This is a genomic window from Heterorhizobium halophytocola, assembly GCF_017873095.1.
GTDB classification, from domain to species: Bacteria; Pseudomonadota; Alphaproteobacteria; order Rhizobiales; family Rhizobiaceae; genus Allorhizobium; species Allorhizobium halophytocola.
The window spans coordinates 119,824-145,995 of the sequence record NZ_JAGGJU010000001.1; the positions used below are offsets into that span (position 1 = coordinate 119,824).

26 protein-coding genes are annotated in these 26,172 nt (G+C 62.6%); 12 read left to right on the top strand and 14 right to left on the bottom strand.

What is annotated here, in order from left to right:
- Positions 1-26: 26 nt before the first annotated feature.
- From J2Z17_RS00600 to J2Z17_RS00610, 3 genes are read left to right on the top strand one after another with little or no spacing between them, the layout of a single operon-like run.
- On the top strand, positions 27-3,422 hold the full coding sequence (locus J2Z17_RS00600) for a hybrid sensor histidine kinase/response regulator (protein ID WP_209941263.1): 3,396 nt from the start codon (positions 27-29) through the stop codon (positions 3,420-3,422).
- On the top strand, positions 3,415-4,332 hold the full coding sequence (locus tag J2Z17_RS00605) for a response regulator (RefSeq protein WP_209941265.1): 918 nt from the start codon (positions 3,415-3,417) through the stop codon (positions 4,330-4,332). Before J2Z17_RS00600 ends, J2Z17_RS00605 begins: the two co-directional genes overlap by 8 nt.
- Before the next feature lie 31 nt (positions 4,333-4,363).
- Entirely contained in the window at positions 4,364-4,915 is a 552-nt protein-coding gene (locus J2Z17_RS00610) for an AAA family ATPase (protein ID WP_209941267.1), read from the top strand.
- Positions 4,916-4,934: 19 nt separating this feature from the next.
- Here J2Z17_RS00610 and J2Z17_RS00615 read toward each other — a convergent pair whose 3' ends face one another.
- Complete coding sequence (locus J2Z17_RS00615) at positions 4,935-5,489, bottom strand: TetR/AcrR family transcriptional regulator (protein WP_209941269.1); 555 nt, start codon at positions 5,487-5,489, stop codon at positions 4,935-4,937.
- Positions 5,490-5,575: 86 nt separating this feature from the next.
- Between J2Z17_RS00615 and J2Z17_RS00620 the strand changes: the two genes are divergently transcribed.
- Positions 5,576-6,208, top strand: a complete 633-nt coding sequence (locus J2Z17_RS00620; protein ID WP_209941271.1) for a glutathione binding-like protein — start codon at positions 5,576-5,578, stop codon at positions 6,206-6,208.
- A gap of 82 nt (positions 6,209-6,290) precedes the next feature.
- On the opposite strand, the gene J2Z17_RS00625 is transcribed toward J2Z17_RS00620, so the two are convergent.
- The 7 genes from J2Z17_RS00625 to J2Z17_RS00655 all read right to left on the bottom strand — a co-directional run bounded on the left by J2Z17_RS00625 (position 6,291) and on the right by J2Z17_RS00655 (position 14,501).
- On the bottom strand, positions 6,291-7,418 hold the full coding sequence (locus J2Z17_RS00625) for a branched-chain amino acid ABC transporter substrate-binding protein (protein WP_209941273.1): 1,128 nt from the start codon (positions 7,416-7,418) through the stop codon (positions 6,291-6,293).
- A gap of 128 nt (positions 7,419-7,546) precedes the next feature.
- Positions 7,547-7,903, bottom strand: coding sequence for a DUF6867 family protein (locus J2Z17_RS00630; protein WP_209941275.1), 357 nt, complete (start codon positions 7,901-7,903; stop codon positions 7,547-7,549).
- A gap of 21 nt (positions 7,904-7,924) precedes the next feature.
- On the bottom strand, positions 7,925-8,653 hold the full coding sequence (locus tag J2Z17_RS00635; protein WP_209941276.1) for an ABC transporter ATP-binding protein: 729 nt from the start codon (positions 8,651-8,653) through the stop codon (positions 7,925-7,927).
- Positions 8,653-9,516 carry an ABC transporter ATP-binding protein gene (locus J2Z17_RS00640; RefSeq protein ID WP_280923331.1) on the bottom strand — a complete coding sequence of 288 codons (864 nt, stop codon included), beginning with the start codon at positions 9,514-9,516 and terminating at the stop codon, positions 8,653-8,655. The genes J2Z17_RS00635 and J2Z17_RS00640 overlap by 1 nt, the downstream gene beginning before the upstream one ends.
- Positions 9,516-10,907 (bottom strand): high-affinity branched-chain amino acid ABC transporter permease LivM, encoded by a 1,392-nt coding sequence (livM, locus tag J2Z17_RS00645; RefSeq protein ID WP_209941277.1) that lies wholly within the window; start codon positions 10,905-10,907, stop codon positions 9,516-9,518. The genes J2Z17_RS00640 and livM overlap by 1 nt, the downstream gene beginning before the upstream one ends.
- Before the next feature lie 4 nt (positions 10,908-10,911).
- Complete coding sequence (locus tag J2Z17_RS00650; RefSeq protein ID WP_209941278.1) at positions 10,912-11,814, bottom strand: branched-chain amino acid ABC transporter permease; 903 nt, start codon at positions 11,812-11,814, stop codon at positions 10,912-10,914.
- Between the two features lie 248 nt (positions 11,815-12,062).
- Positions 12,063-14,501: a GcvT family protein gene (locus tag J2Z17_RS00655; protein WP_209941279.1), complete on the bottom strand. Its 2,439-nt coding sequence runs from the start codon at positions 14,499-14,501 to the stop codon at positions 12,063-12,065.
- A gap of 349 nt (positions 14,502-14,850) precedes the next feature.
- Between J2Z17_RS00655 and J2Z17_RS00660 the strand changes: the two genes are divergently transcribed.
- The 3 genes from J2Z17_RS00660 to sciP all read left to right on the top strand — a co-directional run bounded on the left by J2Z17_RS00660 (position 14,851) and on the right by sciP (position 17,366).
- Complete coding sequence (locus J2Z17_RS00660) at positions 14,851-15,882, top strand: DUF2793 domain-containing protein (protein ID WP_209941280.1); 1,032 nt, start codon at positions 14,851-14,853, stop codon at positions 15,880-15,882.
- Between the two features lie 361 nt (positions 15,883-16,243).
- The gene (locus J2Z17_RS00665) at positions 16,244-16,873 is read left to right on the top strand and encodes a sugar transferase (RefSeq protein ID WP_377299911.1); all 630 of its coding nucleotides are present in this window, start codon (positions 16,244-16,246) and stop codon (positions 16,871-16,873) included.
- 217 nt (positions 16,874-17,090) lie between these two features.
- The gene (gene sciP, locus J2Z17_RS00670; RefSeq protein WP_209941283.1) at positions 17,091-17,366 is read left to right on the top strand and encodes a CtrA inhibitor SciP; all 276 of its coding nucleotides are present in this window, start codon (positions 17,091-17,093) and stop codon (positions 17,364-17,366) included.
- A 26-nt stretch (positions 17,367-17,392) separates the two neighbouring features.
- Here the strand turns inward: sciP and J2Z17_RS25500 are convergent, their stop codons facing one another.
- The gene (locus tag J2Z17_RS25500; RefSeq protein WP_342454355.1) at positions 17,393-18,160 is read right to left on the bottom strand and encodes a paraquat-inducible protein A; all 768 of its coding nucleotides are present in this window, start codon (positions 18,158-18,160) and stop codon (positions 17,393-17,395) included.
- Here J2Z17_RS25500 and J2Z17_RS00680 point away from each other — a divergent pair.
- The gene (locus J2Z17_RS00680; RefSeq protein WP_209941285.1) at positions 18,044-18,325 is read left to right on the top strand and encodes a GNAT family N-acetyltransferase; all 282 of its coding nucleotides are present in this window, start codon (positions 18,044-18,046) and stop codon (positions 18,323-18,325) included. The genes J2Z17_RS25500 and J2Z17_RS00680 overlap by 117 nt on opposite strands.
- A gap of 263 nt (positions 18,326-18,588) precedes the next feature.
- Here the strand turns inward: J2Z17_RS00680 and J2Z17_RS00685 are convergent, their stop codons facing one another.
- On the bottom strand, positions 18,589-18,936 hold the full coding sequence (locus tag J2Z17_RS00685) for a flagellar export protein FliJ (RefSeq protein ID WP_209941287.1): 348 nt from the start codon (positions 18,934-18,936) through the stop codon (positions 18,589-18,591).
- A gap of 446 nt (positions 18,937-19,382) precedes the next feature.
- Here J2Z17_RS00685 and ctrA point away from each other — a divergent pair, with 446 nt between their 5' ends.
- Positions 19,383-20,084, top strand: a complete 702-nt coding sequence (gene ctrA / locus J2Z17_RS00690; RefSeq protein ID WP_209941288.1) for a response regulator transcription factor CtrA — start codon at positions 19,383-19,385, stop codon at positions 20,082-20,084.
- A gap of 206 nt (positions 20,085-20,290) precedes the next feature.
- Here ctrA and J2Z17_RS00695 read toward each other — a convergent pair whose 3' ends face one another.
- Both J2Z17_RS00695 and chpT read right to left on the bottom strand, forming a co-directional pair.
- On the bottom strand, positions 20,291-20,653 hold the full coding sequence (locus tag J2Z17_RS00695) for a response regulator (protein ID WP_209941290.1): 363 nt from the start codon (positions 20,651-20,653) through the stop codon (positions 20,291-20,293).
- Positions 20,654-20,825: 172 nt separating this feature from the next.
- The gene (gene chpT, locus J2Z17_RS00700) at positions 20,826-21,473 is read right to left on the bottom strand and encodes a histidine phosphotransferase ChpT (RefSeq protein ID WP_209941292.1); all 648 of its coding nucleotides are present in this window, start codon (positions 21,471-21,473) and stop codon (positions 20,826-20,828) included.
- A gap of 193 nt (positions 21,474-21,666) precedes the next feature.
- On the opposite strand from chpT, the gene J2Z17_RS00705 reads away from it, so the two are divergent.
- The gene (locus tag J2Z17_RS00705) at positions 21,667-22,254 is read left to right on the top strand and encodes a DUF1134 domain-containing protein (RefSeq protein ID WP_209941294.1); all 588 of its coding nucleotides are present in this window, start codon (positions 21,667-21,669) and stop codon (positions 22,252-22,254) included.
- Positions 22,255-22,390: 136 nt separating this feature from the next.
- The gene (locus J2Z17_RS00710; protein WP_209941296.1) at positions 22,391-23,623 is read left to right on the top strand and encodes a coiled-coil domain-containing protein; all 1,233 of its coding nucleotides are present in this window, start codon (positions 22,391-22,393) and stop codon (positions 23,621-23,623) included.
- 28 nt (positions 23,624-23,651) lie between these two features.
- Here J2Z17_RS00710 and J2Z17_RS00715 read toward each other — a convergent pair whose 3' ends face one another.
- Together J2Z17_RS00715 and J2Z17_RS00720 are read right to left on the bottom strand one after the other, a co-directional pair.
- On the bottom strand, positions 23,652-24,506 hold the full coding sequence (locus J2Z17_RS00715; protein WP_209941298.1) for a TrmH family RNA methyltransferase: 855 nt from the start codon (positions 24,504-24,506) through the stop codon (positions 23,652-23,654).
- Between the two features lie 8 nt (positions 24,507-24,514).
- The gene (locus J2Z17_RS00720; RefSeq protein WP_209941300.1) at positions 24,515-24,904 is read right to left on the bottom strand and encodes a hypothetical protein; all 390 of its coding nucleotides are present in this window, start codon (positions 24,902-24,904) and stop codon (positions 24,515-24,517) included.
- A 181-nt stretch (positions 24,905-25,085) separates the two neighbouring features.
- Here J2Z17_RS00720 and J2Z17_RS00725 point away from each other — a divergent pair, with 181 nt between their 5' ends.
- On the top strand, positions 25,086-26,111 hold the full coding sequence (locus J2Z17_RS00725; RefSeq protein WP_209942174.1) for an RluA family pseudouridine synthase: 1,026 nt from the start codon (positions 25,086-25,088) through the stop codon (positions 26,109-26,111).
- Positions 26,112-26,172 lie beyond the last annotated feature (61 nt).

Genomic DNA, 26,172 nt, shown 5'->3' on the forward strand with positions numbered 1-26,172 from the left:
TCCCCGAAAGGCGCCCGTTTTCCCGCATGGCCGCACGCCAACGCATCATCCCCGTTCGTCGCGACTACAATCGCTGGGTCGCCAACCAGACGCTGGAGGACTATGCGCTGCGCTTTACCGCCAAGAGCGCGCGGCGGTTCTCGTCCAGCCGGATCTCGCAGACGGCGATCGGGGCGATCTCGTTCCTGGCGCTGGAAGCGATCGGCGGCACGATCACGCTGTCCTACGGCACCACCAATGCCTTCTTCGCCATTCTGGCGGCAGCCGTCGTCATGCTGGTGGTCGGCCTGCCGATCAGCCGCTATGCGATCCGCCACGGCGTCGACATCGACCTTCTGACCCGCGGCGCCGGCTTCGGCTATATCGGCTCGACGATCACCTCGCTGATCTATGCGAGCTTCACCTTCATGCTGTTTGCGATCGAGGCCTCGATCATGACCGGCGCGCTGGATCTTGCCTTCGGCATTCCCCTGTGGATCGGCTATATCGTTTCGGCCATGGTGGTGATCCCGCTGGTGACCTACGGCGTGCAGCTGATCTCGCGCTTCCAGCTGCTCACCCAGCCCTTCTGGATCGTGCTCAACATCCTGCCGTTCATCTTCATCGCGCTGATGGACTGGCAGAAGATCGACCTCTGGCGCGCCTTTGCCGGCATCGGCCACTCCAATGCCGATCTTGGCGGTGCCGCGCCCTTCGACCTCCTGGAATTCGGCGCGGCCTCGGCCGTCATCCTGGCGCTGATGCCGCAGATCGGCGAGCAGGTCGACTTCCTGCGCTTCCTGCCGCCCGAGGGCCAGCGCAAGCTGCGCCACCGCCTCGCGGTGTTCCTGGCCGGCTCCGGCTGGGTCGTGGTCGGCGTGCCGAAACTGCTGGCGGGATCCTTCCTCGCGGTGTTGACGCTGTCGACCGGCATGCCGGCCGGCACCGCCGCCGACCCGGCCCACATGTATCTGACCGCCTTCGGCTACATGATCCCCAACCACACGGCGGCGATGCTGCTGATGGTCGCCTTCGTCGTCGTCTCGCAGCTGAAGATCAACGTGATGAACGCCTATGCGGGCTCGCTCGCCTGGTCGAACTTCTTCTCGCGCCTCACCCACAGCCATCCGGGCCGCGTCGTCTGGCTGGTATTCAACGTGGCGATCGCGCTGCTGTTGATGGAGCTCGGCATCTACCGGCTGCTGGAAGAGACGCTCGGCATCTTCTCGATCATCGCCATGAGCTGGCTCTGCACGATCTCGGCCGATCTGTTCATCAACAAGCCGCTCGGTCTCGCGCCGCCCGGCATCGAGTTCAAGCGCGCCCATCTCTACGACATCAACCCGGTCGGGCTCGGCACGCTGTCGATTGCCGCCGGCATCGCGCTGGTGGCGCATTTCGGGCTGTTCGGGCCGACGGCTGCCTCGCTGTCGACCTATCTGACGCTTGTTGCCTTTCTCGTCTCGCCGGTGATCGCCTTTGCCACCCGGGGCAGATATTATCTGGCGCGCAAGCCGCGCCACAGCTGGAAGACCCTGTCCTCGATCACCTGCTCGATCTGCGAACATCCCTTCGAGCCGGAGGACATGGCCTGGTGTCCGGCCTATGCCGCGCCGATCTGCTCGCTCTGCTGCTCGCTCGACAGCCGCTGCCACGACATGTGCAAGCCGCATGCGAAGCTGAATGCCCAGACCGGCACCGTGGCGCGGAAAATCCTGCCGGACGCCGTGGTGGCCAAGCTGACGACGAGGCTCGGGCGCTACGGCATGACCGCCTTTGCCGCAGTGTCGGTGATCGGTGCGATTCTGGCGATGATCGCCAAGCAGGTGGCGACGCGCGATCCGCAGACCGCAGACGTCGTCTACGGAGCGGTGCTGATCGTCTTCTTCGTCTTTGCCGTGCTGGCCGGCATCGCCGCCTGGTTCTATGTGCTTGCCCATGACAGCCGGGTGGTGGCGGAGGAGGAATCCTCCCGCCAGAACACCCTGCTTTTGAAGGAAATCGCCGCCCACCAGAAGACCGACGCTGCCCTGCAGGCGGCCAAGGAACAGGCCGAGGCCGCCAACCGCGCCAAGAGCCGCTATGTCGTCGGCCTGTCCCACGAGCTGCGGACACCTTTGAATGCCGTGCTCGGCTATGCGCAGATCCTCGAGCGTGACGAGATGATCCCGGCGCCGCGCCAGTCGGCGATCCGGGTGATCCGCCGCTCCGCCGACCATCTGTCCGGCCTGATCGACGGGCTGCTCGACATTTCCAAGATCGAGGCCGGCCGGCTCCAGGTCTATTCCAACGAGGTGATCTTTCCAGATTTCCTCGACCAGATCATCGACATGTTCGCCCCCCAGGCCGAGGCCAAGGGCCTCACCTTCGAACACGAGCGGCCGCGTAACCTGCCGCAATATGTCCGCACCGACGAGAAGCGATTGCGCCAGATCCTTGTCAACCTGCTGTCCAACGCGATCAAGTTCACCGACCGGGGCACCGTGCGCTTTGCCGTCACCTATCGCAGCCAGGTGGCAAGCTTTACCGTGGCCGACACCGGACGCGGCATTTCGCCGCGCGACCTCACCCGCATCTACGAACCCTTCCAGCGCGGCGATGCCGACAGCATCAAGCCGATGCCGGGCCTGGGCCTCGGGCTGACGATCACAAAGCTTCTGACCAATACGCTGGGCGGCGAAATCGCGGTCGAGAGCGAGGCGGACAAGGGCACGACATTTCGGGTGCGGCTGATGCTGTCCAGCGTCAACCGCCCGAGCACGGCGCCGGCGCCGGAACGCACGATCGCCAGCTATACCGGCCCGCGCCGCACGATCGTCGTTGTCGACGACAACGAGGATCACCGCGACCTGATGCGGGAAGTGCTGGCCCCCCTCGATTTCGTCGTGCTGACCGCCAATTCCGGCCCCGACTGCCTGACGCTGATCGAGGGCATCCGGCCGGACCTCTTCCTTGTCGATGTCTCGATGCCCGGCATGAATGGCTGGCAGTTGGTGGAAAAGCTGCGCCAGACGGGCCAGACGGCGCCGATCGTCATGCTGTCGGCCAATATCGGCGATGCCGGCGGCGCGGTCGGCACCGACGGCCATACGGATGCGATCGCCAAGCCGGTCAACCTGAAGCGGCTGCGCGACAAGCTGGCGCTGCATATGGGCCTCGAATGGGTCTATGCCGACGAGGCCGTGCTGCTGGCCGGGACCCTGGCGAAGACGCCGGCCGTCGTGATCCAGAGCCCCGGTCGGGCGCATGTCGACGACCTCATCCGGTTTGCCGAGATCGGCTATGTCAGGGGCATGGAAGCCAAGCTCGCCGACCTTGCCAAGGACGAGGCCCACCAGCCGTTTTCCGATGCCGTCGGGCGCTTCGTCCAGGCATTCGACATGGATGGCGCCATGCGCTATCTCCGAACCTTCGAAACGGAGAGGGCAGAAACCGGTGGCTGAACCGAAGAGACCGCGCGACATCGTCCTTCTGGTGGACGACAGCCCCGATGCGCTCGGCTTCTTGACCGAGACGCTGGAGGCCAACGGCTTTTCCGTGTTGATCGCCACCTCGGGCTCGGCAGCCCTGTCGATCGCCGACAAGATCAGCCCCGACATCATCCTGCTCGACGCCGTCATGCCGGTGATGGACGGGTTCGAGACCTGCGTGCGGCTGAAATCCATCGCTTCGGTGTCGCAGGTGCCGGTAATCTTCATGACCGGACTGACCGAGACCGAACACGTCGTCCACGCGCTGAATTCGGGCGGTGTCGATTACCTGACCAAGCCGATCAATGTCGACGAGTTGCGCGCCCGCATCCGGGTGCATCTGTCCAACGCCCGTTCCGCGCAGAGCGCCCGCGTGGCGCTGGATGCCGCCGGGCGGCATCTGCTGGCCGTGCGGGCCGACGGCAGCCTCAACTGGTCGACGCCGCAGGCAACCCGCCTGGTCAATGCCGCCGTCGGCCGCGACGACGGCGTGGAGGCCCTGGGCCCCGAAATCGCAGGCTGGCTCGAACGGCGCGACGAACCCGGCGTCCAGCGCGAGGCGCCCTACCCGTTCCGGAAGGCACCGAGCCTGCAGATCAGCTTTCTCGGCGCCATCGGCGCCGACGAATATCTGTTCCGCCTGACATCGAGCGCCGCGCAGGGGCATGACGAGGTACTGCGCCATAGCTTCGGCCTGACCCAGCGCGAATCCGAGGTGCTGGTGTGGATCGCGCGGGGTAAATCCAACCGCGATATCGGCGAGATCCTCGGGCTGTCCGCACGCACGGTGAACAAGCATCTGGAACAGATCTACGTGAAGCTCGGGGTCGAGAACCGCGCCTCGGCTGCCGTCAAGGCGGCGCATGTGATGCACGAGGCCTGAGGCAGCATTCCAGGAGAACCAGGAGACCGACATGGATCGCTTCGTCATCCTGTCCGGCTGCTCGGGCGGCGGCAAGTCGACGCTCCTGTCGGCACTGGCCGAACGCGGCTATGCAACGGTCGAGGAACCCGGCCGGCGGATCGTCGAAAGGGCACTCGCCGAAGGCGGTAGACGCGACGAATTGCCGGGGATCGATCCTGGCAAGTTTGCCCACGCGGCCCTGAAAATGGCTCTGCAGGATCGCGCGGACGCAATGCGCCTCGACGGTCCTGTCTTCTTCGACCGCAGTCTGATCGATGCCGCAACCGCTCTCCACCATGCGACCGGGGAAGCCGGGTGGCTTGCCCGGCTGGCTGCCGAACACCGGTACCACAGGCTCGTTTTCCTGACGCCGCCCTGGCCGGAAATCTACCGCAAAGACACCGAGCGGCAGCATGATCTGGCAGCCGCCGAGGCGGAATACGAACGGCTGCTCGATGTCTATCCGCGGCTCGGATACGAAACGATGATGCTACCAGAGGCGAGCGTGGAGGTGCGCGTGGCGGAGATCCTTCGCTGCCTGCAGGTGCACCTGCAGACCTGAAACCGCGGGCCGTCCATACTTACGTTCCCTTCGCCAGAACCGCCTGCGCAACCATGTCGAAGATCCGGTCAGCGCGCGCGGAGAGGGCCGGCTGATCATGAAGCCAGCCAAGCGAGGCGGTCAGGGCGAACAGATCCTCGCCGTCAATGTCCGATCGGGCGTCACCTTGGGCCTGCGCTGTCGCCAGCAGTTCGCTGCCGGCACTGCGCACGGCCACGCAGGACGCGTGCAGGTCAGACTCCTGATCGGCCAACGCAGCTGCCATCATGTCAACGGCGCCGCTGTAAACATGCACGAAAGCGACCGCATCGCGCAGCCAGGTCACGAGCGCGTCACCTGCATGGGCCGACGCCGCGAGACTGGCGGCCCTTGCCGTGAGCTCATCGAGCGCCGTGCGCAGCAGCGCGTCGAGCAGCGCCTCCCGTGTCGGAAAGTGCCGCAACATCGTGGCCAGGCCGACCTTGGCCTTGCGCGCGATGTCGCGCATCGAGGCACCATCGATGCCGTCCTCGCGCAGGACCTCTCCCGCAACCGCCAGCAGATGGCCGTAATTCTTTTCCGCATCGGCGCGCATGCATTTCCCCTGGAAAAATGGATCACTGATCCATATATACGGTTCAGCGATCCACTTAATACCATGAACTCGTGAAAGGGCAAATCATGACTACTCTCTATTACCATCGCGGCGCCTGCTCCACCTCCAACCATTTCGCCCTGGAGGAAGCCGGCCTTCCTTATCAGGCAATCGAGGTTCATCTCGATCGCCTCGACGATCCCCTGACGGTCAAGCTCCGGTCGCTGAACCCCATGGCCATGACACCGGTTCTGTTGCTGGAAGATGGAGGCATCCTCACGCAGAATGCAGCCACCCTCTCCTATATCGCCGACATGGCGCCGGAGCGGGAATTGATGCCACGCAGAGGCACGATCGAACGCGCGCGTGCAGAGAGTTGGCTCGCCTTCGTGGCCTCAGATCTGCATCCCACCCTGATTGAGTATATCTATCCCCGCACTGCAAAGACGAAAGAGGGCAGAGAGGTTGCGCGGGCGCTGTACGAGAAACGGGTCGCGCGCCGGCTGAAGGTGCTCGAGGCGTGGCTGACAGACAAGCCCTTCATTCTCGGCGACCGCTTTTCGGTGATCGACGGCTATGCGCTGGTCGTGCTGAACTGGGCCGAACCGGCTGCGCTGTCACTAGAAGCCTATCCCAACATCCAGGCCTACATGACACGGATCGAGGCCCGCCCCGCCGTCCGCCGGGTGCGAGAAGCCGAAGGACCGATTGTCTGGTAAGGCCCGCATTCGCGGTGTTGCGAAAACGCAGAAAACCCGGCGCGAGGCCGGGTTTTCCGTCGGATCAGAAATGAGGCAAATCTTACTTGCCGTCTTCCATTTCGAAGTAGGAGATCTTGCCGTCGTCGCCCTTCTTCCACTCGTACATGACGTAGTCCGGGCGGGTGATGTCGCCCTTGTCGTCAAAGCCGAGGTCGCCGATGACAGTCTTGAACGGACCCTTTGCCTTCATTGCTTCGCCGACGGCTTCCGGATCGGTCGATTCACCGGCCTTGGCGGCTTCGGCGATGACCTGGAGAGCGGCGTAGGAGTAGAGCGTGTAGGCTTCCGGCTCGAAGCCGGCATCGCGGAACTTCTTCACAACGTCCTGGGCAGCCGGGTTCTTGCGCGGATCCGGAGCAAAGGTGTTGAGCGTGCCGAGAACGGCGTCGCCGGCGATCGAAGCCAGTTCGTTGGAAACGATACCGTCGCCCGAGATGAAGGTGGCCTTCAGGCCCTGGTCGGCTGCCTGGCGTTCGATCAGGCCGAACTCGGTGTGCAGACCGCCGAAGTAGACGACGGTGACGCCGGCTTCCTTCATCTTGGCGATCAGGGCGGAGAAGTCCTTGTCGCCGGGCGTGATGCCTTCATACATGACTTCGGTGATGCCGGCGCCGTTCATCGACTTCTTGGTTTCATCGGCAAGGCCCTGACCGTAAGGCGTCTTGTCGTGAATGACGGCAACCTTGCCGTCCTTGAAGTTGTCGGCGATGTACTTGCCGGCAACGGCGCCCTGCTGGTCGTCACGGCCGCAGGTACGGAAGGTGTTCCACAGGCCCCGTTCGGTAAACTGCGGGTTGGTCGAAGCCGGGGTGATCTGCAGGATACCGTTTTCGGCGTAAACGTCCGAAGCCGGGATCGAAACGCCCGAGTTGAAGTGACCGATAACAAACTTGACGCCGTCGGCAACGAACTTGTTGGCGACCGAAATGCCCTGCTTCGGATCGGAGACGTCGTCGCCGAACTCGAGCTTGATCTGTTCCCCATTGATGCCGCCAGCCGCGTTGATGTCGGCGGCAGCCTGCTCTGCACCCTTCTGCAGCTGTGCACCGAACGCAGCGTTCGGGCCGGTCAGCGGACCTGCAACACCGACAAGAATGTCGGCATAGGCGCTACCGGCGAAGGCAACCATTGCCGTGACGGCAACAGCGGAGAGAAGCGACTTTTTCATTTTGTTACTCCCAATTATTTTGGCGGGTTGGTTTAAGCGGTCCCGGCACAATACCCACCTTCACTGTCCGAGAAACCTGTTCCACTCACGCAGCATGTGAGACAGAAAATACCGGCCTGTCAATCGAGCTAGGCCTGTTTCTTCGTCCAGGAAAACGGCGAAGTCTTCTGATAAAGCCAATAATAGTTTTCAACCATTTGCTGGGTGCGCTGGAGGCGATATCCGGCGGTCGAAAAGATCAGAAGCAGCACCACGTCGATGACGTAGAAGAACGGACTGACGAAGGGTCCGGCAAACAGCGCGTAGTGCAGGAAGCGCATGGCGAGCCCGAGGATCAGCGTATAGACGACGACGGTCGGATAGTGCTGCCAGTTGGTGGCGACCGCCTTGCCGGAGCGCCAGGCGGTCCAGAAGCCGAGCAGCACGACGAGCGCGCGCAGGATATAGCGCACGCCGCTATCCGTTTCGAAGAACAAACCTTGCATGTGGATAATCCTTCTTCTCGCCTAGTGGCGTCCGCCTTCGAGATAGGCCGCGCGGACCGACGGATCGGCCAGCAATTCCTTGCCGGAGCCGCTCATCGTCACCTGGCCGTTGACCATGACATAGGCCCGGTCGGAGAGCCTGAGGGCGGCAAACGCATTCTGTTCGACGAGGAAGACGGTCAGCCCCTCTTCCTTGTTCAGCACCTTGATGGCTTCGAAAATCCCCTTGATGATCAGGGGCGCCAGGCCGAGCGACGGCTCGTCGAGCAGCAGCAGCTTGGGCCTTGCCATCAGCGCCCGGCCGATCGACAGCATCTGTTGCTCGCCACCCGACAGGGTGCCGCCGCGCTGGTGCTGGCGCTCCTTCAGGCGCGGGAATAGCGTGAAGATCTTCTCCACGTCGGTATCGAAATATTTCAGGTTGTCGAGGCTCGCCCCCATCTGCAGGTTTTCCATCACCGTCATGCGCGGAAAGATCCGCCGTCCCTCGGGGGACTGGGCGATGCGCCTGCGGGCGATCAGATGGGTCGGCATCTGGGTGATGTCGGTGCCGTCGAAGATGATCTGTCCGCGCCGCGCCTGCGGGCTGCCGCAGATGGTCATCATCAGCGTCGACTTGCCGGCGCCGTTGGCACCGATCAGACTGACGATCTCGCCGCGATGCACTTCGACATCGACACCGGCCAGCGCACGGATATTGCCGTAATAGGTCTCGACGGCCTGGACCTTCAGAAGGGGCTCTTCAGACATCAGATCGTCCCCTCGTCCAACTGGTCTTCGATTTCATCAACTTCTTCATCCTCGACGCCGAGATAGGCTGCGATCACCTTCGGGTCGTTCTTCACGTGATCGGGGGTGCCGTCGGAAATCTTCTGGCCGTATTCCAGCACGACGACATGGTCGGAGATTTCCATCACCACCGACATGTCGTGCTCGATCAGAAGAACGGAGGTGCCGGTTTCCGCCCGGATGCCCTGCAGCAATTCGTTGAGCACAGCGGATTCGCGCGGGTTGAGGCCGGCGGCCGGTTCGTCGAGGCACAGAAGCTCCGGACCGGTGCACATGGCGCGGGCAATTTCCAGGCGCCGCTGGGCACCATAGGGCAGATCGCCGGCCGGATCGTCGGCACGGTCCATCAGATTGGCCCGGTCGAGCCAGAAGCGGGCAAGCTCGATCGCTTCCTTCTCCTTGCGCTTGTAGGACGGCAGTCCGAGAAGCCCCAGAATGGTGTAGCCCGACGCCCGCATCAACGCATTGTGCTGGGCGACCAGCAGGTTTTCCAGAACCGTCAGGCCGGAAAACAGCCGGATGTTCTGGAAGGTACGCGCCACCTTCGCCTTTTTCGGGATCTCGAAGTCGGGCAACCGCTCCAGCAGGAAGGAATGGCCGTTCTTCTGGTTGAGCGTGATCATCCCCATCGTCGGCTTGTAGAAGCCGGTAATGCAGTTGAACACCGTGGTCTTGCCCGCCCCGTTGGGCCCGATCAGCGCGGTGATGTTGCCGCGCTTGGCCTCGAAGGAGAAGTCGTTGATGGCCATCAGGCCGCCGAACTTCATCGACAGGTGTTCGACCTTCAGGATCGTATCGGTCATGGCGTTCGCTTTGCTTGTCATCAGCCGTGACCTTCCGTGGTAAAGCTTCCGGACACGGCCTTCCTTTCCTTGAGGAAGGCGGTCGGGGAACGGGAACCGACGAAGCCGCGCGGCTTGAACACCATGACGATGATCATGGCCAGGCCGAAGATCAGCATGCGGTAGAGTTCCGGGGTGAATTCCGGGCCGAAGATCTGCTTGAGGAAGCTCATCTCGCGCAACAGTTCGGTGCCGCCGATCATCACGATCGCAGCGATCGCAATGCCGCTGAGCGAGCCCATGCCGCCGAGCACGACGATCGCCAGGATCACGGCCGATTCCAGGAAGACGAAGCTTTCCGGCGAGACGAAGCCCTGGCGGGCGGCGAAGAACGAGCCGGCAAAGCCGCCGAACATCGCGCCGATGGCAAAGGCGGTCAGCTTGGTGGTCACCGTGTTGATGCCGAGCGAGCGGCAGGCGATCTCGTCCTCGCGCAGGGCCTCCCAGGCGCGACCGATCGGCATGCGGCGCAACCGGATCGTCACATAGGCGGTCAGCGCGCAAAGCGCGACGATCACATAGAACAGGTAGATCTTGTAATAGGCCGACGACATCGGCAGGTCGAAAATCTTGGCAAAGCCGGTCTTCGAGGCATTGAACTCGATGCCGAAGAAGGTGGCCTTGGGAATGCCCGAGACGCCGAAGGTGCCGCGCGTGACATCCTGCCAGTTGATCAGCACCAGACGGATGATTTCTCCGAAGGCGAGCGTCACGATCGCCAGATAGTCACCGCGCAGGCGCAGCACCGGGAAGCCGAGAATGATGCCCCACAGGGCTGCCAGGATGCCCGAAAGCGGCAGCAGCGTCCAGAACGACAGGCCGTAATACTGCGACAGCAGCGCGTAGGAATAGGCGCCGACCGCGTAGAAGGCGACATAGCCGAGATCCAGCAGGCCGGCGAGACCGACGACGATGTTGAGGCCCCAGGCAAGCATGACGTAGATCAGGATCTGGATGCCGAAATTGTCGACATATTTCAGTGACCCCTGGACACCGAACAGGCCGAGGGCGGCGAACGGATAGATCAGCACGGCAACGACCGCGATCTTCAGGAAATGCTTGTGGAAGAAGGACGGCTCGGCCTCGATCTCGTGCACCGGCACCTTGGCCCGCCGGTTCTTGCGCTCGACATTCCATGGCTGGACGAAGGCGACGATCAGAAAGCGGCCGACGGCGGCAATCGCCACGAAGACCGACAGCAGGCCCCAGCGTGTGTACCAGACCAGTTCGTTGTTGATGTCCTGGTCGGTGCGGATGCCGACATAGAGGATGAACATGCCAAGGGCGAAGAGACCGGCAAACAGGCCTTCCTTCACCGCCCGCCCGAACCTCGAAGGCTCGGTCGCAGCAGCGGAATTCACAGATACGGTCATGGGATCAAACCTTCTCGACTTCGGGTCGACCCAGAATACCGGTCGGCTTGAAGATCAGCACGAACGCCAGGATGGCGAAGGTGGCGACGTCCTTGTAGGCGATGGTGAAATAGGCCGACCAGAGGCTCTCGATGAGGCCGATCAGCAGGCCGCCGATCACGGCACCCGGCAGCGAGCCGATGCCGCCGAGAACGGCTGCGGTGAACGCCTTGACGCCGGGAATGAAACCGTCGGTGAAGGTCGCGACACCGTAATACATCAGGTACATGGTACCGGCGACGGCCGCCAGCGCCGCCCCCATGACGAAGGTGATCGAGATGGTGCGGTCGACGTCGATGCCGAGCAGCGCCGCCATCTTGCGGTCCTGTTCGGTGGCGCGCTGGGCGCGCCCGAGCGGCGTCTTGTTGACGATGTACCAGAAGGCCGCAAGCAGCACGCTGGTCAGCAGCACGATGATGATCTGCTTCAGCGACACCGTGATGTTGCCGAGATGATAGACGTCGGTCACCATCGGCGGGATCGGCTTGTTGCGCGGGCCCTGAGTCACCTGGATGAAGTTCGACAGCACGATCGACATGCCGATCGCGGTGATCAGCGGCGCCAGGCGGAAGGAACCGCGCAGCGGCCTGTAGGCGATGCGCTCGATCACCCAGTTCCACAGCCCCGTCATCAGCATCGAGACGACCAGCATGATCAGAAGTGCCAGCGCCACCGGGATGCCGGCGAAGAATGTGGTGAGGATCAAAAAGACGATAAGGGCGGCAAAGGCGCCGAGCATGAAGATGTCGCCATGGGCGAAGTTGATCATGCCGATGATGCCATAAACCATCGTATAGCCGATCGCGATAAGGCCATAGATGGATCCGAGAGTCAGCCCGTTAATGAGCTGCTGGACGAAATACTCCATTTATTTTCATCCCCTGGATGCAGTCGCAAGCTTCGCCGCATCTCATTTGTGTGCCGGGCCTCTTCGGGCCTTCAATACGGAGGATTGAATAGCGTTTCACCGGAGAATGTGAAGTGTAAAAGGCGGTTAACGTTCATTTTCGTGTCAATTGCCCACAAATTAGTCGATTGACCCCGGCAAAAATCACTTTCGCGCCAATCGCTGCTTAGAAGTTGAGCGCCGCCTGGCATCCCCCGACATGGCGCGCCTCAACCGCGCATGCGCGTGGCGTCGGGATCGAAAAGCGGCACTGCCTGCAGGCGCGCCGGCAGCATATGGCCCAGCACTTCGATCTGCCAGCCATCCGCATGAGTGGCCTTTGCCGCCGGCACATACCCCATGGCGACCGAGCATGCGCTCGCATGGGCGTAACCGCCCGAGGTGACCCAGCCGCAGGCCTCGCCGTCGCGGAAGATCGGTTCGTCGCCGATCACGTCGGCATCCTGCGCCTCGACGATAAAGGTGACGAGCCGCATCGCCCCGCCCGAGGCCTTTTCGGCGTTTGCCGCCTGCTTGCCGATGAAATCGGCCGGCTTGTTCAGCGAGACGAAGCGGCCGAGCGCCGCCTCCTGCGGGCCGTAGAGCGGACGGTATTCGCGCGACCAGCTGCCAAAGCCCTTTTCGAGGCGCAGCGCATTGAGCGCCCTGAGCCCGAACAGGCTGATCCCGTGCGGCTTGCCCGCCTCCATCAGCGCCTCGAACAGATAGCGCTGGTATTCGGGCTTCATCCAGATTTCGTAGCCGAGATCACCGGTATAGCTGACCCGGCCGACAATCGCCGGGGCCATGCCGAGATCCATTTCACGGATCGCCATGAAGGGGAAGGCCGCGTTCGACATGTCGAGGTGGGTGAGCGCCTGCAACACATCGCGTGACCGCGGCCCGGCGATTGCCAGGCCGACCATGCCCAGATTGAGTGCCGCCAGTTCCACCGAGCCGTCCTGCGGCAGATGGCTCTCGAACCAGCGCATGTGATAGTCCTCGGCAACGCCGGAGCCGATCAGCAGGAATTCACCATGGCCTTCGCCTGAGCCGAGATTGGCAAGCGTGAAGTCGCCGATCAGCTTGCCGGCCTCGTTCAGCATCGGGGTGAGCGACATGCGCCCTTCCGACGGGATGCGGCCGGCCAGCATGTGGTCCAGCCAGTCGGCGGCCCCCTCGCCCGACACCGTGTATTTGGCAAAGCCGGAGCTTTCCATCAGGCCGACGCCGTTGCGCACGGCCCTCGCCTCGCGGCCGACATGGTCGAAATCGGTCGAGCGGCGCCAGGAAAACCGGTCCTCGACGCCATCCGGCGCGAACCAGAGCGGCGTTTCCAGCCCTGAGGACGCACCAAAGACGGCGCCCTTCTCCTTCAGCCGGTCGTAAATCGGCGTCGTCAGCAGCGGCCGGGCGGCCGGCAGCTCCTCGTTCGGATAGCGGATCGAGAAGCGGCGGGAATAGTTTTCCCGAACCCTGGCATTGGTAAAGCCGAGCGTCGCATAGTCGCCGTAGCGGCAGACATCCATGGCGAAGACGTCGAAGCCGGGATCGCCCTCGATGATCCACTGGGCGAGCGCAAGTCCCACGCCGCCGCCCTGGCTGAAACCGGCCATGACGGCGCAGGCCGACCAGAAATTGGTCATGCCGCGCACCGGCCCGACCAGCGGATTGCCGTCGGGCGAGAAGGTGAAGGGGCCGTTGATGATGGTCTTGATACCGGCCTTGTTGAAAGCCGGGAAATGGCGGAAGCCGACCTCCAGCTCGCCGGAGATGCGGTCGAGGTCTTCCACCAGCAGTTCGTGGCCGAAGCTCCACGGCGTCTCGATCGGCGACCAGGGACGGCAGTCCTTTTCGTATGTGCCCATCAGCATGCCGTTTCGCTCCTGGCGGATATAGATCTCGCCGTCGAAATCGACGCAGTGCATCAGCTCGCGGCCGGATGTCCGATTGAAGTCGATGACCTCGGGCATGTCCTCGGTGATCAGGTACATGTGCTCCATGGCCAGCACCGGCAGTTCCAGCCCGACCATGCGGCCGACTTCCCGCGCCCAGAGACCGGCGGCATTGACCACGTGCTCGGCGCGAATCTCGCCCTTGTCGGTGATCACCCGCCAGGTGCCGTCTTCCAGCTGCACCAGATCCTCGACCTTGGTGTGCAGATAGATCTCGGCGCCGTTCTTCTTGGCCGACTTCGCGTAGGCATGGGTGGTGCCATAGGGGTCGAGATGGCCCTCATGCGGATCGAAGACCGCGCCGACGAACTGCGAGGGATCGAGCAGCGGCATCATCGCGTGTGCTTCCTCCACCGAGACGAGACGCGCCTCGCCGCCGGCATATTTGCCCTTGGCGAGCAGCGACTTGAACCAGTCGAACCGCTCGTTCGTCGCCGCCAGCATCAGGCCGGAGGTCATGTGCAGGCCGATATCCTGGCCGGAATAGGTCTCGATCTCCTTGTAGAGCTCGACCGTGTATTTCTGCAGCTTGGCGACATTCGGGTCGCCATTGATCGTGTGCATGCCGCCGGCCGCATGCCAGGTCGAGCCGGAGGTCAGCTCGGAGCGCTCCAGAAGCACCACGTCGGTCCAGCCGAACTTGGTGAGATGATAGAGGATCGAGCAGCCGACGACACCGCCGCCAATGACCACAACACGCGCATGGCTCTTCATTGCAAACTCCTGCTGCGGAACGACCGCCAAAAAGCCCGCGCATGGCGGGCGAAAACCGATGATTTGCCGCCGAGCCTAGCGGCAATCCCGGGGACCCAAAAGTCCGACTTGCGAAGCAGAATGTCGCTTTGGAGAGACGGCGTAAAATCCAGGCCGTGGCGCTCACGCTCCATGCAGCCGGTGGAAAATTCGCGCGGTATTGCCGCCCCCGGCTGAAAAATAGACCAGCTGAATCAAGCAAAGGACGCCCGGCGCCGGTTGCGGGTTTTCCACGCGCGCCTGCGCCTTACGACAATCAGGGACCAGACCCCCAGGCGGTCTGTGACGGATGAAAGGGAGAATGAACGAGATGAGCGAGACGACGAACACCATCGGGCTGCCCTATATCATGCCGGCCCAGGCGCAGAAGCACGTGACCCACAACGAGGCGCTGCAACGGCTGGACGGCGCCGTGCAACTGGTGATCACCGCGACCCTCGACGCCGAACCGGACGCCCCGCAGGAGGGTGATTGCTACGCGATCGGGCCGGCCGCCTCCGGCGCGTGGTCGGGCAAGGCCGGCCGCCTTGCCATTCGCCAGGACGGTGCCTGGCTGTATCTGAGCCCCCGCGTCGGCTGGCGCGCCTACAGGCTGGACGCCGGCGCGATTGCGGTCTTCGATGGCGCGGCCTGGGCACCCCTCCCCCTGCCGGCGACCGGCCGCTTCGAACAGCTCGGCATCAATGCCGCGCCGGACCAGACCAATCGGCTGGCGGTCGCAGCCCCGGCCAGCCTCTTTACCCATGGCGGCGACAGCCATCGCATGGTGATCAACAAGAATGCCACGGGCGATACCGCCACCCTGCTCTTCCAGTCGGGCTGGAGCGGACGGGCGGAACTCGGCCTTGCCGGGTCCGACGGCTTTTCGCTCAAGATCAGCGACGGCGCCGACTGGCTGACGGCGCTGGCGATCGGGAGCGACGGGGTGGTCGAAACCGGTCAGCGTCCGCTGGTGCGTGCCGGCCTGACGATCGGCGCGCAGCAACCGGCCGCCAATTTACAGAGCGGCTTCGACACACTCTACCTCGCCCGCGGCTTTACTCTGGGCGCGGCGTTGTCCTCCGGTCTCGGCAAGCCGCTTAACGTGGCCCGCTCCGGTTATTACTGTGTCGTTCTGCTACTGACGGCCAGCGGCTCCGGTGCATTCTCGGCCCGACTTTTGCGCAACGGAACCGAGACGCTCGGCACGGTTTCGGGCACTGCGGACAGCAATCCGGGCCTGCGGTCCTTGTCGACCATCTGCTGGCTCAACGGGGGCGACGGACTGACCGTCGGACATGCCGGCGCCGCTTCCATCGACTTCTCCTACGGGCGGACGGAGCTCAGCGCATACTACATATGAGAGGATACATCAATAAGGATAAGCTGATGCAGGCCTGAATTGCATTTCACAAATCCAATAAAATCAGAATGAAAGCATACAAGAATGGAATTGAATACATGCAGGATGGCAACATTATACTCAATAACTTCCATATTTACATAAATGAGGCTTGCAAAAGCCGATCACCAGGGTTAATCAATGCTTAATTCGATAAATACATTTTCCTACTGAACAATATACTCATGAACTGTGGTGAGTTGTTGCGATCTCAAATTTACGGGGCGGAAGCGTGAGTATCCCGCAATTTCAAGATCAGAGCGTGCCCAATAGACTTCCGGATGATGCCTCAAGCTTCGTCTTGCGACGGTCGTTCCTGCGATTGCCAGCTACACGTGGCCCGTTCTCGCCGCATCACGCGGCCAAGCGTGTCCTCGACGTCACGGTCTCGCTGACCGCACTGCTGGTCCTCTTGCCGTTCCTCGGCACGATCTGGGCGCTGATTAGGCTGGACAGCCCGGGGGCTGCGATCTTCTCCCAGTATCGCTGGGGGATGAACAACCGGAAGATCAGGATCTACAAGTTCCGCTCCATGCGCACCGATCTGTGCGACATGTCGGGCGTCGCCCAGACGGTGCGGGACGATCCACGCATCACCCGGATGGGCGCCTTCCTGCGGCGCACCAATATCGACGAACTGCCGCAATTGCTGAATGTGCTGCGCGGCGACATGTCGCTTGTCGGCCCGCGCTGCCATGCGATCGGCATGCTGGCCAGCGGCCTTCCCTACGAAACCCTCGTGCCGCGCTACCATGAGCGGCATGCCATGCGTCCGGGGATCACCGGCCTGGCCCAGATGCGCGGTCTGCGCGGCCCGACCGACCGGCCGAGCAAGGCAAGGGCCCGTATTGCCAGCGATCTGCACTACATCGAAAATTTTTCGATCTGGTTGGATTTCCGCATCATTTTCGGCACGCTCTATGCCGAATTGAAGGGCGGACGCGGCTTCTGACGGCCCTTCCCGGCCGGCGCGACGCACGCGCTGTTCCCGAAATGACGCGAATAGATTTTATCCACACCCGTTTTTTTTTGAGAAAAACCCGAGGAATCCGTGGGCTGGCGCAATCTTTTTACGATTCTTATCAAATCCTTACACGGAGCTTAGTCAATTTTTAAATCTGCCTGACTAGGATGCCCGGCAGTGGTCTTGAGTTTTAGTAGAGTGTTCCATGACCGAAATGATCCGCCCAAGAGTGAAGTATGTCATCGGCCCCGATGGCAGCCCACTGACGATTGCTGACCTGCCGCCGGCCAATACGCGCCGTTGGGTCATCCGCCGCAAGGCTGAAGTCGTGGCTGCTGTGAGAGGTGGCTTGCTGAGCCTTGAGGAAGCCTGTGACCGATATACGCTGACTGTCGAGGAGTTTCTGTCCTGGCAGTCGTCCATCAATGACCATGGTCTGCAGGGCCTGCGCACCACGCGCATCCAGCAATATCGCCATTGATTTTGTCTCCCGTTTGCGGGGGATGTCTATTTTTCTGCAAAATACCTTTCCGACAATACCGGCAAAAGGCCTGCAAGCAGCGCCGAAGCCGCGTAGCACCATAATCCCGGTTGCGTTATCGCGTCGCCAAGACCGCTGGTCTTGACGGCAAAAATCGCGAGCGCGACCAGCATCACATCCATCAACGACCACCGCGACATATGCGCCAGCAACCAGTGCCACCGGGCACCGGCCGCTGGCGCCAATCCCGCCACCTCGGCACACAGAATGGCAAGTTTCACGCTCGGCAATGCGATCGAGAACAGGCCGACGACGACGGCCAGCCCGGCATCGCCGCCCGTCCAGAGGCTTTCCACCAGACCGCTCAGCGAGACAGCCCTGGAAAACACGAAGAGCCGTTCGAATTCGACGAAGGGCAGCGTGATACCGAGGCCAAACAGCACGGCGCAGGCGAAAACCAGCAGACGCAACACCCAGACCGTCAAATTCCGCCTCCTGCTCGATGGCATCGTGATCTTTTTTGCTTCCGTTCGGACGAACCGGCGGCAGCCGGTCAAGGTCCACTTGCACGGCGGCCATCCGCAAAAGCTTGCTTTGCCTTGGCGCCGGGTTTTGACATATGTCTGAACCCCGACCGCCCCGCTTTCGGGGAGATGGCTTAACAGATCGGATCGCGGATGAAAATTGTGAACGAGGAAACGCCGAGTGGCGGCCGTTATCTTGCCGGCGAGGGCGAGACGCAGGCGTTGATGACCTATTCGCGCGCCTCGCCGAAGCTGATCATCATCGACCATACGGAAGTCCCCGATGCGTTCCGCGGCCAGGGTGTCGGACAGATGCTCGCCGAGCATGCGGTTGAAGAGGCCCGGCGCGGCGGTTGGAAAATCATTCCGCTCTGCCCGTTTTTCAAAAGCCAGCTCGATCGCCATCCGGAGTGGCGCGACATCCAGCAAGGCTGAGTCCCCTGCCCCGGCAACTGGACGCGGCTTTGTCGGGGCGGCTTGCCGGATCGACCGAACAGGAGGCGCCCTGAGCGCCTGTCGATGATGTCCGGCAACGGCTGTCCAGCCGCGGCCAACGACTATGATGCCTTATAAAACAGAAAGGCCCCGTCCGGGCAGGACGTGGCTCTCCGTCGGTCTCAAGCAGGTCCAGCGAGGGGAAAAGCGTTTCGCCTCAGGACGTGCGGAAAGACAATGTTCCAGTGCGCAAAGGCCCGTCTTCAGGCCCGTGCGCGCTGTCCGTCACGCTCTTCGAGCGCGGCGGCCTTGGAAAACTCCGCCTCGGCCTCTTCCAGGGCCAGCTCGGCCGCATCCTGCTGGACCTTCAATTCACGAATTGAGGTCTGCAAATTGTCGGAGCGCTGACGGGCTGCCTTGGCAAAGGTCGGATAGGCGAAATGGCTGACATCGCTGATGCCCGATTTCTTTTCCTCGATAGCGATCTGGCTTTCGAGCTCCTTCGACATCCTTTCAAATTCCGCCATCATCATCTGCAACTGCTGCAGCTGGCGGCGCTTCTCGGTAACCTGAAATTCTTTCAGGCGCACTAGGCTCTCACGCGACTTCATACGCAATACTCCGTTGATGCGAGACCCCGCAACAAGAACTCACTGCCCGCAATTTTCCGTCGAAACGCGAATCACGTCCCAAAAAAAGTTCACGGCGTTAATAAAAAGCTACCGCTGGTAACCTTTCGTTTACGGGCATCGTTAATGATAAGGACGATCACTTAAGGGTCAGTAAATGCCGCGCCCTCAATTTGGGTAACCTGACAATGAAGAGTCAAAAGAATCACTTAGCGGGAAAAACTCGCGTAAAGATTCATCTGTGGCGATGTCGGAAAAGCTCGGAAAATCAGGAGTCTGTCAATCTTACTTAATAAATTCTAGCGGCTTGCCAAAGCGAATTAGAATTTGTTAACCATTTGGTGGCAGCCTTCCAATCAGGCAACGACTGGATCCGTTTCGCGTAAGGGGGCTAAACTGACCTTTCGGCGGCGGTAAAGGGGATAATTATGCGGGTTCTTCTAATCGAAGACGATAGCGCCACGGCGCAGAGCATCGAACTGATGCTCAAATCTGAGAGTTTCAACGTCTACACGACCGATCTCGGCGAGGAGGGCGTGGACCTTGGAAAACTCTATGACTACGACATCATCCTTCTGGATCTGAACTTGCCCGACATGTCGGGTTATGAGGTGCTGCGCACGCTGCGGCTCTCCAAGGTCAAGACACCGATCCTCATCCTGTCCGGCATGGCCGGCATCGAGGATAAGGTTCGCGGCCTGGGCTTTGGCGCCGACGACTACATGACCAAGCCGTTCCACAAGGACGAACTGGTTGCTCGCATCCACGCGATCGTCCGTCGTTCCAAGGGTCATGCCCAGTCGATCATCATCACCGGTGAACTGGTGGTCAACCTGGATGCAAAAACCGTCGAAGTCGGCGGCCAGCGCGTCCATCTGACCGGCAAGGAATACCAGATGCTGGAACTGCTCTCGCTGCGCAAGGGCACGACGCTGACCAAGGAAATGTTCCTCAACCATCTTTATGGCGGTATGGACGAACCGGAACTGAAGATCATCGACGTGTTCATCTGCAAGCTGCGCAAGAAGCTCGCGAATGCCGCCGGCGGTGCCAACTATATCGAGACCGTCTGGGGTCGTGGCTACGTGCTGCGCGAACCCGATGGTGGAGAGCTGGCCGAAACCGCCTGATCAGCGGCCGTCCATCTTCCGAAATGACAGAAAAACCTGCCGAAAGGCGGGTTTTTTTGTGCCCTGTCGAAGGGATTGTTGAGAAGAAGGCCATAAAGCGACGCGCCGGTCGGCAGCAAGAGGAGCCCCGCGCCGGCAGGCCACGGCACCACGAGGGCAACGAGCGGTTCCCGTTCCCTCGATATGCGGCAAATGATGAGCGGGGCTCAGGCGGCGATCGGATTGTCGGAGAAGATCTTGGTCAGGATCTTGCGGTCGAACGGCTTTTGCAGGAAGTCGCTGGCACCGGCGCGCTTGCCGGCCATCATCGTCTTCAGGTCGGCTTCGACGACGCAGTAGTAGATCTTGACCTCTTTGCCCTCGGGCATGGCGCGGACATTGGTGATCAGGTCGATCGCGCCTTCCAGGCCGGCATCGATGATCATCACCTGGGGCAATTCGGTCTGGCAGGCGCGCAGCGCATCGCGCGCGCTCGGCGCTTCCAAGACATCGAAATTCAATTCGGACAGGATCCGTTTTCCGACCTTGCGGACGATGTCCGAACCATCGGCGATAATCAATCTCTGCATTGCTGCGGTCCCCTCATGGCCACCCTCGGGGTCGCTGCCCCTGCCAGCAATGTAGGCCGGGCCCGCTAAAGAAGCGTTACCAAAACAAGCTGTTTTCAAAAGGAAAAAGCCCCGCCGGCGGCGAGGCTCTCGATCTTTCGGTGCTGCCGGGCAGGCCGGCATCAAAAGCGCATCAGTCCTTGCGCATCTCGGCGATGAAGACGATCTCTTCCTCGCTCTGGGTATAGGACAGCTCCATGCCGCATTCCTCGGCCAACAGCACGGTGTAGTAAGGCTGGATCGAATGGGCGTCGACCGCCTCTTCGACCGGACCGGCCAGCAGCTCGGCGAACTTGGCCGGAACGCGCATCAGGCGTCCCTTGACCGCGATGGTGAAGCGGGCATCGTATTCCGGGTTTTCCAGCGTCACGACCATGTCGCCGCCGCGCGGGATGCCGCCATAGGCGACGAGAAACATGTTGAGCAGCAGCTTGACGCGGTTCTTGGCGATGATCGCCCGCGGACCGTTCCAGGCGAAAGTCGCCTTCTTCTCGGCCTCGATGAAGTCGCGGGCGGCCTTTTCGGCTTCGCCGGTGTCGATCGACGCGCCGACCGAGCCGGACGCGCCGAAGGCGAGGCGGGCGAATTTCAGGCGCACGGATGCGTTGAGCGCGCTGGCGCGAATCAGTTCCATCGCGTCGGCGTCCGCACCGCCCTCGTCGAGCAGTTCCAGACCGTTGTTGATCGCGCCGACCGGCGAAATCACGTCATGGCAGACACGGCTGCACAGAAGTGCGGCAAGGTCCGGACCTGCAAGCGTGATATTGGGGTTCTTCGGCATCATCTCTCCTGAAGCGTCGTCTGGCTAAGCCTGAAGCGCTGTCTTAGCGCACGACGCGCCTGTCGCATATTCCGTTTTCATTGAGGCCATAATGACACCATATTTGGTAAACCGATTGTTAACACCCTAACCTCAAAATGCAGCAAAGGGCCGGTACATGGCCGATCTTACAGCAAATATGACGGAGAATGCGATGCGCCTTTTCAGCTTTCGCAACAGCGCGACAAAGCGGGTGATCGTTACCCTTTTCGCATCCCTGGTGTCGGCTCTGGTCATCGCCATGCCCGCCCGGGCGGCCGGCGAATACACCATGCAGGAAGTGGTAGATGCGGGCCACGGCTTCTTCGGCGAGGCCAGCGGTGCGCTGGCCAAGGTTCTGGAGCGCGCCTTCCAGCAATATGGCCTGCCGAACGGCTATGTGCTCGGCCAGGAAGGCTCCGGCGCCTTTATCGCCGGCCTGACCTACGGCGAAGGCACGCTCTATACCAAGAATGCCGGCGAGCACCCGACCTTCTGGCAGGGGCCGTCGCTCGGTATCGACTATGGCGGCAATGGCACGCGGGTGATGATGCTGGTCTATGACCTGCCGACGGTCGAGGCGCTCTACAGCCGCTTCGGCGGTGTCAGCGGCTCGGCCTATGTGATTGCCGGGCTCGGCATGACCGCGCTGAAGAACGGCAACATGCTGCTCGTTCCGATCCGCACCGGCGTGGGCGCCCGCCTCGGCGTCAATGTCGGATATCTGAAGCTCACCCACCAGCCGACCTGGAACCCCTTCTGATCCCCGCCTGATCCCCCCGCTCCGGCACGGCCGATATTAAGCCTGTTGGGGGAAGGATGCCGCGCTCTCTTGTTCTGAAAACGCGCCCGTGGATAATGGGCGCGTTTCGAACGGCCCCCAACGGATAAGCGCCACTGTGATCCAATTCGCCCTGCTTTATGGACTGGGTTTCCTGTCCGCCGCCCTCGTGGCGATGCTGCTCGCACCGGCGATCCATCAGCGCATCGTGCATTTCACCGAGACCCGGCTGAAGGCGACCATGCCGCTCAGCCCGCAGGAAATCCGCGCCCAGAAGGATCTGGCGCGCGCGGCCTACGCTGCCGAAAATGCCAGAACCATGCAGGACCTGATCCGCGAGCGGGAGAAATCCGTCGATCTGCAGATGCAGACCGATGCGCTGTCGCGCGAGGCCGGCCGGCTTGCCGGTGACGGCGAGGTGATGAAGGGGCGCCTGGAGGAGATGGAAGTCGACGCCAGCCGGCTGCGCGCCGAGGCGCTGCGCCACCAGAACGAGGTGGTGACCTTCGCCGAGGCCGTGCGCCGCCAGGAAGAGCTTTCCGCCGGCAAGGATGTCGAGATCGAGGACCTGGGCCAGCAGGTGCGCACGCTCGCCTCGACGATCGACGAACTGAAGATCGGCAACAGCACGCTCGGCACCGAGGTCGAGCACCTGAAGAGCCGCATCCAGAGCCTGCGCGACGAACGGGAAGAGCTTCGCCGCGAGAACAGGTTGACGACCCAGCGGGCCAAGGACGCCGAGCAGCGGCTGATCCAGGAAGAGCACACCCGGCTTCGCCTCGACGACCGGCTGGGCCGGCAGATGGCCGAAAGCGCCGACAAGGAGCAGCTGCTCGAGCGCCGCATGCGCGAGATCGCCCAGCTGAAGGAGCGCCTGCGCCGCGCGACAACCGACGCCCGCGCCGCCCACCGTGCCCTGCAGGAGGCGAACCTTCCGGTACCCGACCTCCAGGCCGATGCGCGTGGCGAGCAGGAGCCGATCGCCTTGCCGCCGCCGCAAAAGGCCGCCGAGGCCGAGGACCGCCTGGGCCCCAGCACGCCCGCAAGCACCGCTGCCGACCGGCAGAAGCTCGCCGACGAACTGCACCACCGCCAGACGGCTCTCACGGAACTGCTGTTGAAGGCGACGACGGCTTCCAATGACGACGCGCTGCGCAACGAGGTCGCGGATATCGCAGCCGGCATGATCGTGCTCAGCGCCATGCAGGACGGCCGCGGCTCGGCCGTCGACGACATCCTGTCGACCAAGACCACAAGACGCGACAACGGCAAGCGCATCACGCTGGCGGAGCGTGCCCGCAAGCGCAAGATCGACATGGACAGGGCGCAGGGATCGGGCGGCAGCGCCTGAGCGCCCGACCGGTCAGGGTCGGGCAAGATCAGATGCGGCCGAGTTTGCGCGCGAGCGTGTAGAGCGCGATGCCGCCGGCAACGCCGACATTGAGGCTGTCCATCGACGGCGACTGGGCAATCCGGGCCGTGTCGAAACGCTGCAGCACGGATGGCGAGAGCCCCTCGCCTTCCGTTCCGAGCACCAGCGCCACCCGGCCACTTGCCGCGACATCGCCAATCTCGCTTCGGCCGGCAGGCGACAGTGCCAGAATCGAGAAGCCCGCCTCGGCCAGCGCCGCCAGATTGGCTTCGATCGCGTTGCCGCGCCGATAGGGCACCTTCATCACCCCGCCGACCGAGACCCTGAGTGCCTTGCGATATAGCGGATCGCAGCAGGTCTCGTCGAGCAGGACGGCGTCGGCGCCGAGGGCGGCCGCATTGCGGAAGATGCCGCCGATATTGTCGTGGTTGGAAATGCCGCAGGCAGCGACCACCAGCGCGGTTTCAGGCAAGCAGCCGAGAAACGTGTGGTTCTCGGGTTGCGCCTCGCGACGGCCAAGGGCCAGAACGCCGCGATGCAGGGGAAAGCCGGCAATGGCGTCGAGCAAGGCCGAACGCGCCACATAGACCGGCACCTCCTCGGGAAAGGCGGCGAGTAGGTCTTCGAGGCCATCGACCCGGTTTTCCAGCAGCAGCAGCTTTTCCGCGACGAAGCGGGCGGATGGCGTCTGCGGATTGGCGTTGGTGGAGGCCGCATGCACCTGCGACAGCACCCGCAGGACCACCGTGCCTTCTGCAATGAACCGGCCCTGGCGTCCCGTCAGGTCTCGCTCGCGGATGTCGCGAAACTCCGCGATGCGCGGATCTGCGGCATCCTCGATCCTGATCAGGGGCCCGGCCATCGCGCCGCCTACTGTTCGCGAACCGTGACGTCGGCGACCATCCGCCCGGCCTTCACGTCGAAGACCAGCGCATGGGCCGCGCCGTCGCCGGCGGTGCCATAGAACAGGATCTGTCCGCCGGACAGCGCGGTCGAGGTGACGGTGAAGCCGGCGGGAAGATTGGCGGTCGCCTGGATCGGCTGGTCGGAAGGAACAACGAGCCCCTGCCCCGAGGCGACGGCCGCAGCACCGGGCTCCGGCCGCGTCACCTTGTAGACGATCGCTGCAAGCACGGCCATGAACATCACCAGCATGACGCCGCCGGAGACCAGCTGCAGCTTGATCATCTTGCGGCGCACCGATTCCATCGCCGGATCGAGCGGCTTTTCTTCCTGGTCGTCGATATCGACGTTTGACATGATCACGGGTCTCCGCACTTGACCGTCCGCTCAAAAAGGGGCTTTTCCCCGATGCGAACCGGGGTTCGGGGAAAAACAGCCATATCCGATGGCCATTCAGGATTGTCGTGAGCCGCGGTCTGTGCCAATGGCTCGCCAGCCCTTCGCCGCGCTGCCGGTGGAATTCACGCGGGATGACGAAATGACGGACCCCTTTACCGAAGCTGGAACGGCAAGGAAAGCCCTGATTGCCGACGAGGATGCGGCAGGCCGGCTCGACGCCTGGCTGACGCAGGCGCTGGCCGGCGAGTTTTCGCGCAACCGGATCAAGGCGCTGATCGAGCAGTCGGCCGTCAGCATCAACGGCAAACCGGTGACCGAGCCGAAGCGCAAGATCATGCCCGGCGACCGGATCGACATCGATCTGCCCGAGCCGGAAGATCCCGAGCCGAAAGGCGAGGACATTCCGCTCGTCATTCTCTACGAGGACGCCGACCTGATCGTCGTGTCGAAGCCGCCGGGTCTGGTCGTCCATCCGGGCGCCGGCAACTGGACCGGCACGCTGGTCAATGCGCTGATCCACCATTGCGGCGACACCCTGTCGGGGATCGGGGGCGTCAAGCGCCCGGGCATCGTCCACCGGCTGGACAAGGACACGTCCGGCGTCATGGTGGTGGCGAAGAATGATCTCGCCCACCGGCATCTGGCCGACCAGTTTGCCGACCATGGGCGCACCGGGCCGCTGGAACGCGCCTACAAGGCCCTTGTCTGGGGCCGGCCACGCGGTCTGCACGGCACGATCGACGCGCCGCTGGGGCGTGCCGGCGACCGCACCAAGCGGGCGGTCAAGCGCGCCGAGAGCGATGACGCGCGCGAGGCGATCACCCATTACCAGGTGCTGGAGCGGTTCGTCGAAAAGCCTGACGCCAGTGCGCTTGCCGCGCTGGTCGAGTGCCGGCTGGAAACCGGGCGCACCCACCAGATCCGTGTCCACATGGCCCATATCGGCCACCCGCTGGTGGGTGACCAGGAATATGGCGCGGCGTTCAAGACCAAGGCCAATCTGCTCGACGAACCGGCGAGGTCCGTGGTAAAAGGCTTTCACCGACAGGCGCTGCATGCCTTTCTGCTGCAGTTCGAGCATCCCTCGACCGGCAAGACCATGCATTTCGAGGCGCCGGTGCCGGACGACATGGAAGCGCTGCTTCAGGCCTTCCGAACCTACTGACAGGCCCGGCCATCCAGCCGGCAGAAAGCAATGTCGCGCTGTCAACGCCGGCGCGACAATG

Coding starts and splice junctions, on each gene's coding strand:
- J2Z17_RS00600 (WP_209941263.1), top strand. CDS start 27: ATGGCCGCACGCCAACGCATCATCCCCGTTCGTCGCGACTACAATCGC.
- J2Z17_RS00610 (WP_209941267.1), top strand. CDS start 4,364: ATGGATCGCTTCGTCATCCTGTCCGGCTGCTCGGGCGGCGGCAAGTCG.
- J2Z17_RS00615 (WP_209941269.1), bottom strand. CDS start 5,489: ATGCGCGCCGATGCGGAAAAGAATTACGGCCATCTGCTGGCGGTTGCG.
- J2Z17_RS00620 (WP_209941271.1), top strand. CDS start 5,576: ATGACTACTCTCTATTACCATCGCGGCGCCTGCTCCACCTCCAACCAT.
- J2Z17_RS00625 (WP_209941273.1), bottom strand. CDS start 7,418: ATGAAAAAGTCGCTTCTCTCCGCTGTTGCCGTCACGGCAATGGTTGCC.
- J2Z17_RS00630 (WP_209941275.1), bottom strand. CDS start 7,903: ATGCAAGGTTTGTTCTTCGAAACGGATAGCGGCGTGCGCTATATCCTG.
- J2Z17_RS00635 (WP_209941276.1), bottom strand. CDS start 8,653: ATGTCTGAAGAGCCCCTTCTGAAGGTCCAGGCCGTCGAGACCTATTAC.
- J2Z17_RS00640 (WP_280923331.1), bottom strand. CDS start 9,516: ATGACAAGCAAAGCGAACGCCATGACCGATACGATCCTGAAGGTCGAA.
- livM (WP_209941277.1), bottom strand. CDS start 10,907: ATGACCGTATCTGTGAATTCCGCTGCTGCGACCGAGCCTTCGAGGTTC.
- J2Z17_RS00650 (WP_209941278.1), bottom strand. CDS start 11,814: ATGGAGTATTTCGTCCAGCAGCTCATTAACGGGCTGACTCTCGGATCC.
- J2Z17_RS00655 (WP_209941279.1), bottom strand. CDS start 14,501: ATGAAGAGCCATGCGCGTGTTGTGGTCATTGGCGGCGGTGTCGTCGGC.
- J2Z17_RS00660 (WP_209941280.1), top strand. CDS start 14,851: ATGAGCGAGACGACGAACACCATCGGGCTGCCCTATATCATGCCGGCC.
- sciP (WP_209941283.1), top strand. CDS start 17,091: ATGACCGAAATGATCCGCCCAAGAGTGAAGTATGTCATCGGCCCCGAT.
- J2Z17_RS00680 (WP_209941285.1), top strand. CDS start 18,044: ATGAAAATTGTGAACGAGGAAACGCCGAGTGGCGGCCGTTATCTTGCC.
- J2Z17_RS25500 (WP_342454355.1), bottom strand. CDS start 18,160: ATGGTCGATGATGATCAGCTTCGGCGAGGCGCGCGAATAGGTCATCAA.
- J2Z17_RS00685 (WP_209941287.1), bottom strand. CDS start 18,936: ATGAAGTCGCGTGAGAGCCTAGTGCGCCTGAAAGAATTTCAGGTTACC.
- ctrA (WP_209941288.1), top strand. CDS start 19,383: ATGCGGGTTCTTCTAATCGAAGACGATAGCGCCACGGCGCAGAGCATC.
- J2Z17_RS00695 (WP_209941290.1), bottom strand. CDS start 20,653: ATGCAGAGATTGATTATCGCCGATGGTTCGGACATCGTCCGCAAGGTC.
- chpT (WP_209941292.1), bottom strand. CDS start 21,473: ATGCCGAAGAACCCCAATATCACGCTTGCAGGTCCGGACCTTGCCGCA.
- J2Z17_RS00705 (WP_209941294.1), top strand. CDS start 21,667: ATGCGCCTTTTCAGCTTTCGCAACAGCGCGACAAAGCGGGTGATCGTT.
- J2Z17_RS00715 (WP_209941298.1), bottom strand. CDS start 24,506: ATGGCCGGGCCCCTGATCAGGATCGAGGATGCCGCAGATCCGCGCATC.
- J2Z17_RS00720 (WP_209941300.1), bottom strand. CDS start 24,904: ATGTCAAACGTCGATATCGACGACCAGGAAGAAAAGCCGCTCGATCCG.
- J2Z17_RS00725 (WP_209942174.1), top strand. CDS start 25,086: ATGACGGACCCCTTTACCGAAGCTGGAACGGCAAGGAAAGCCCTGATT.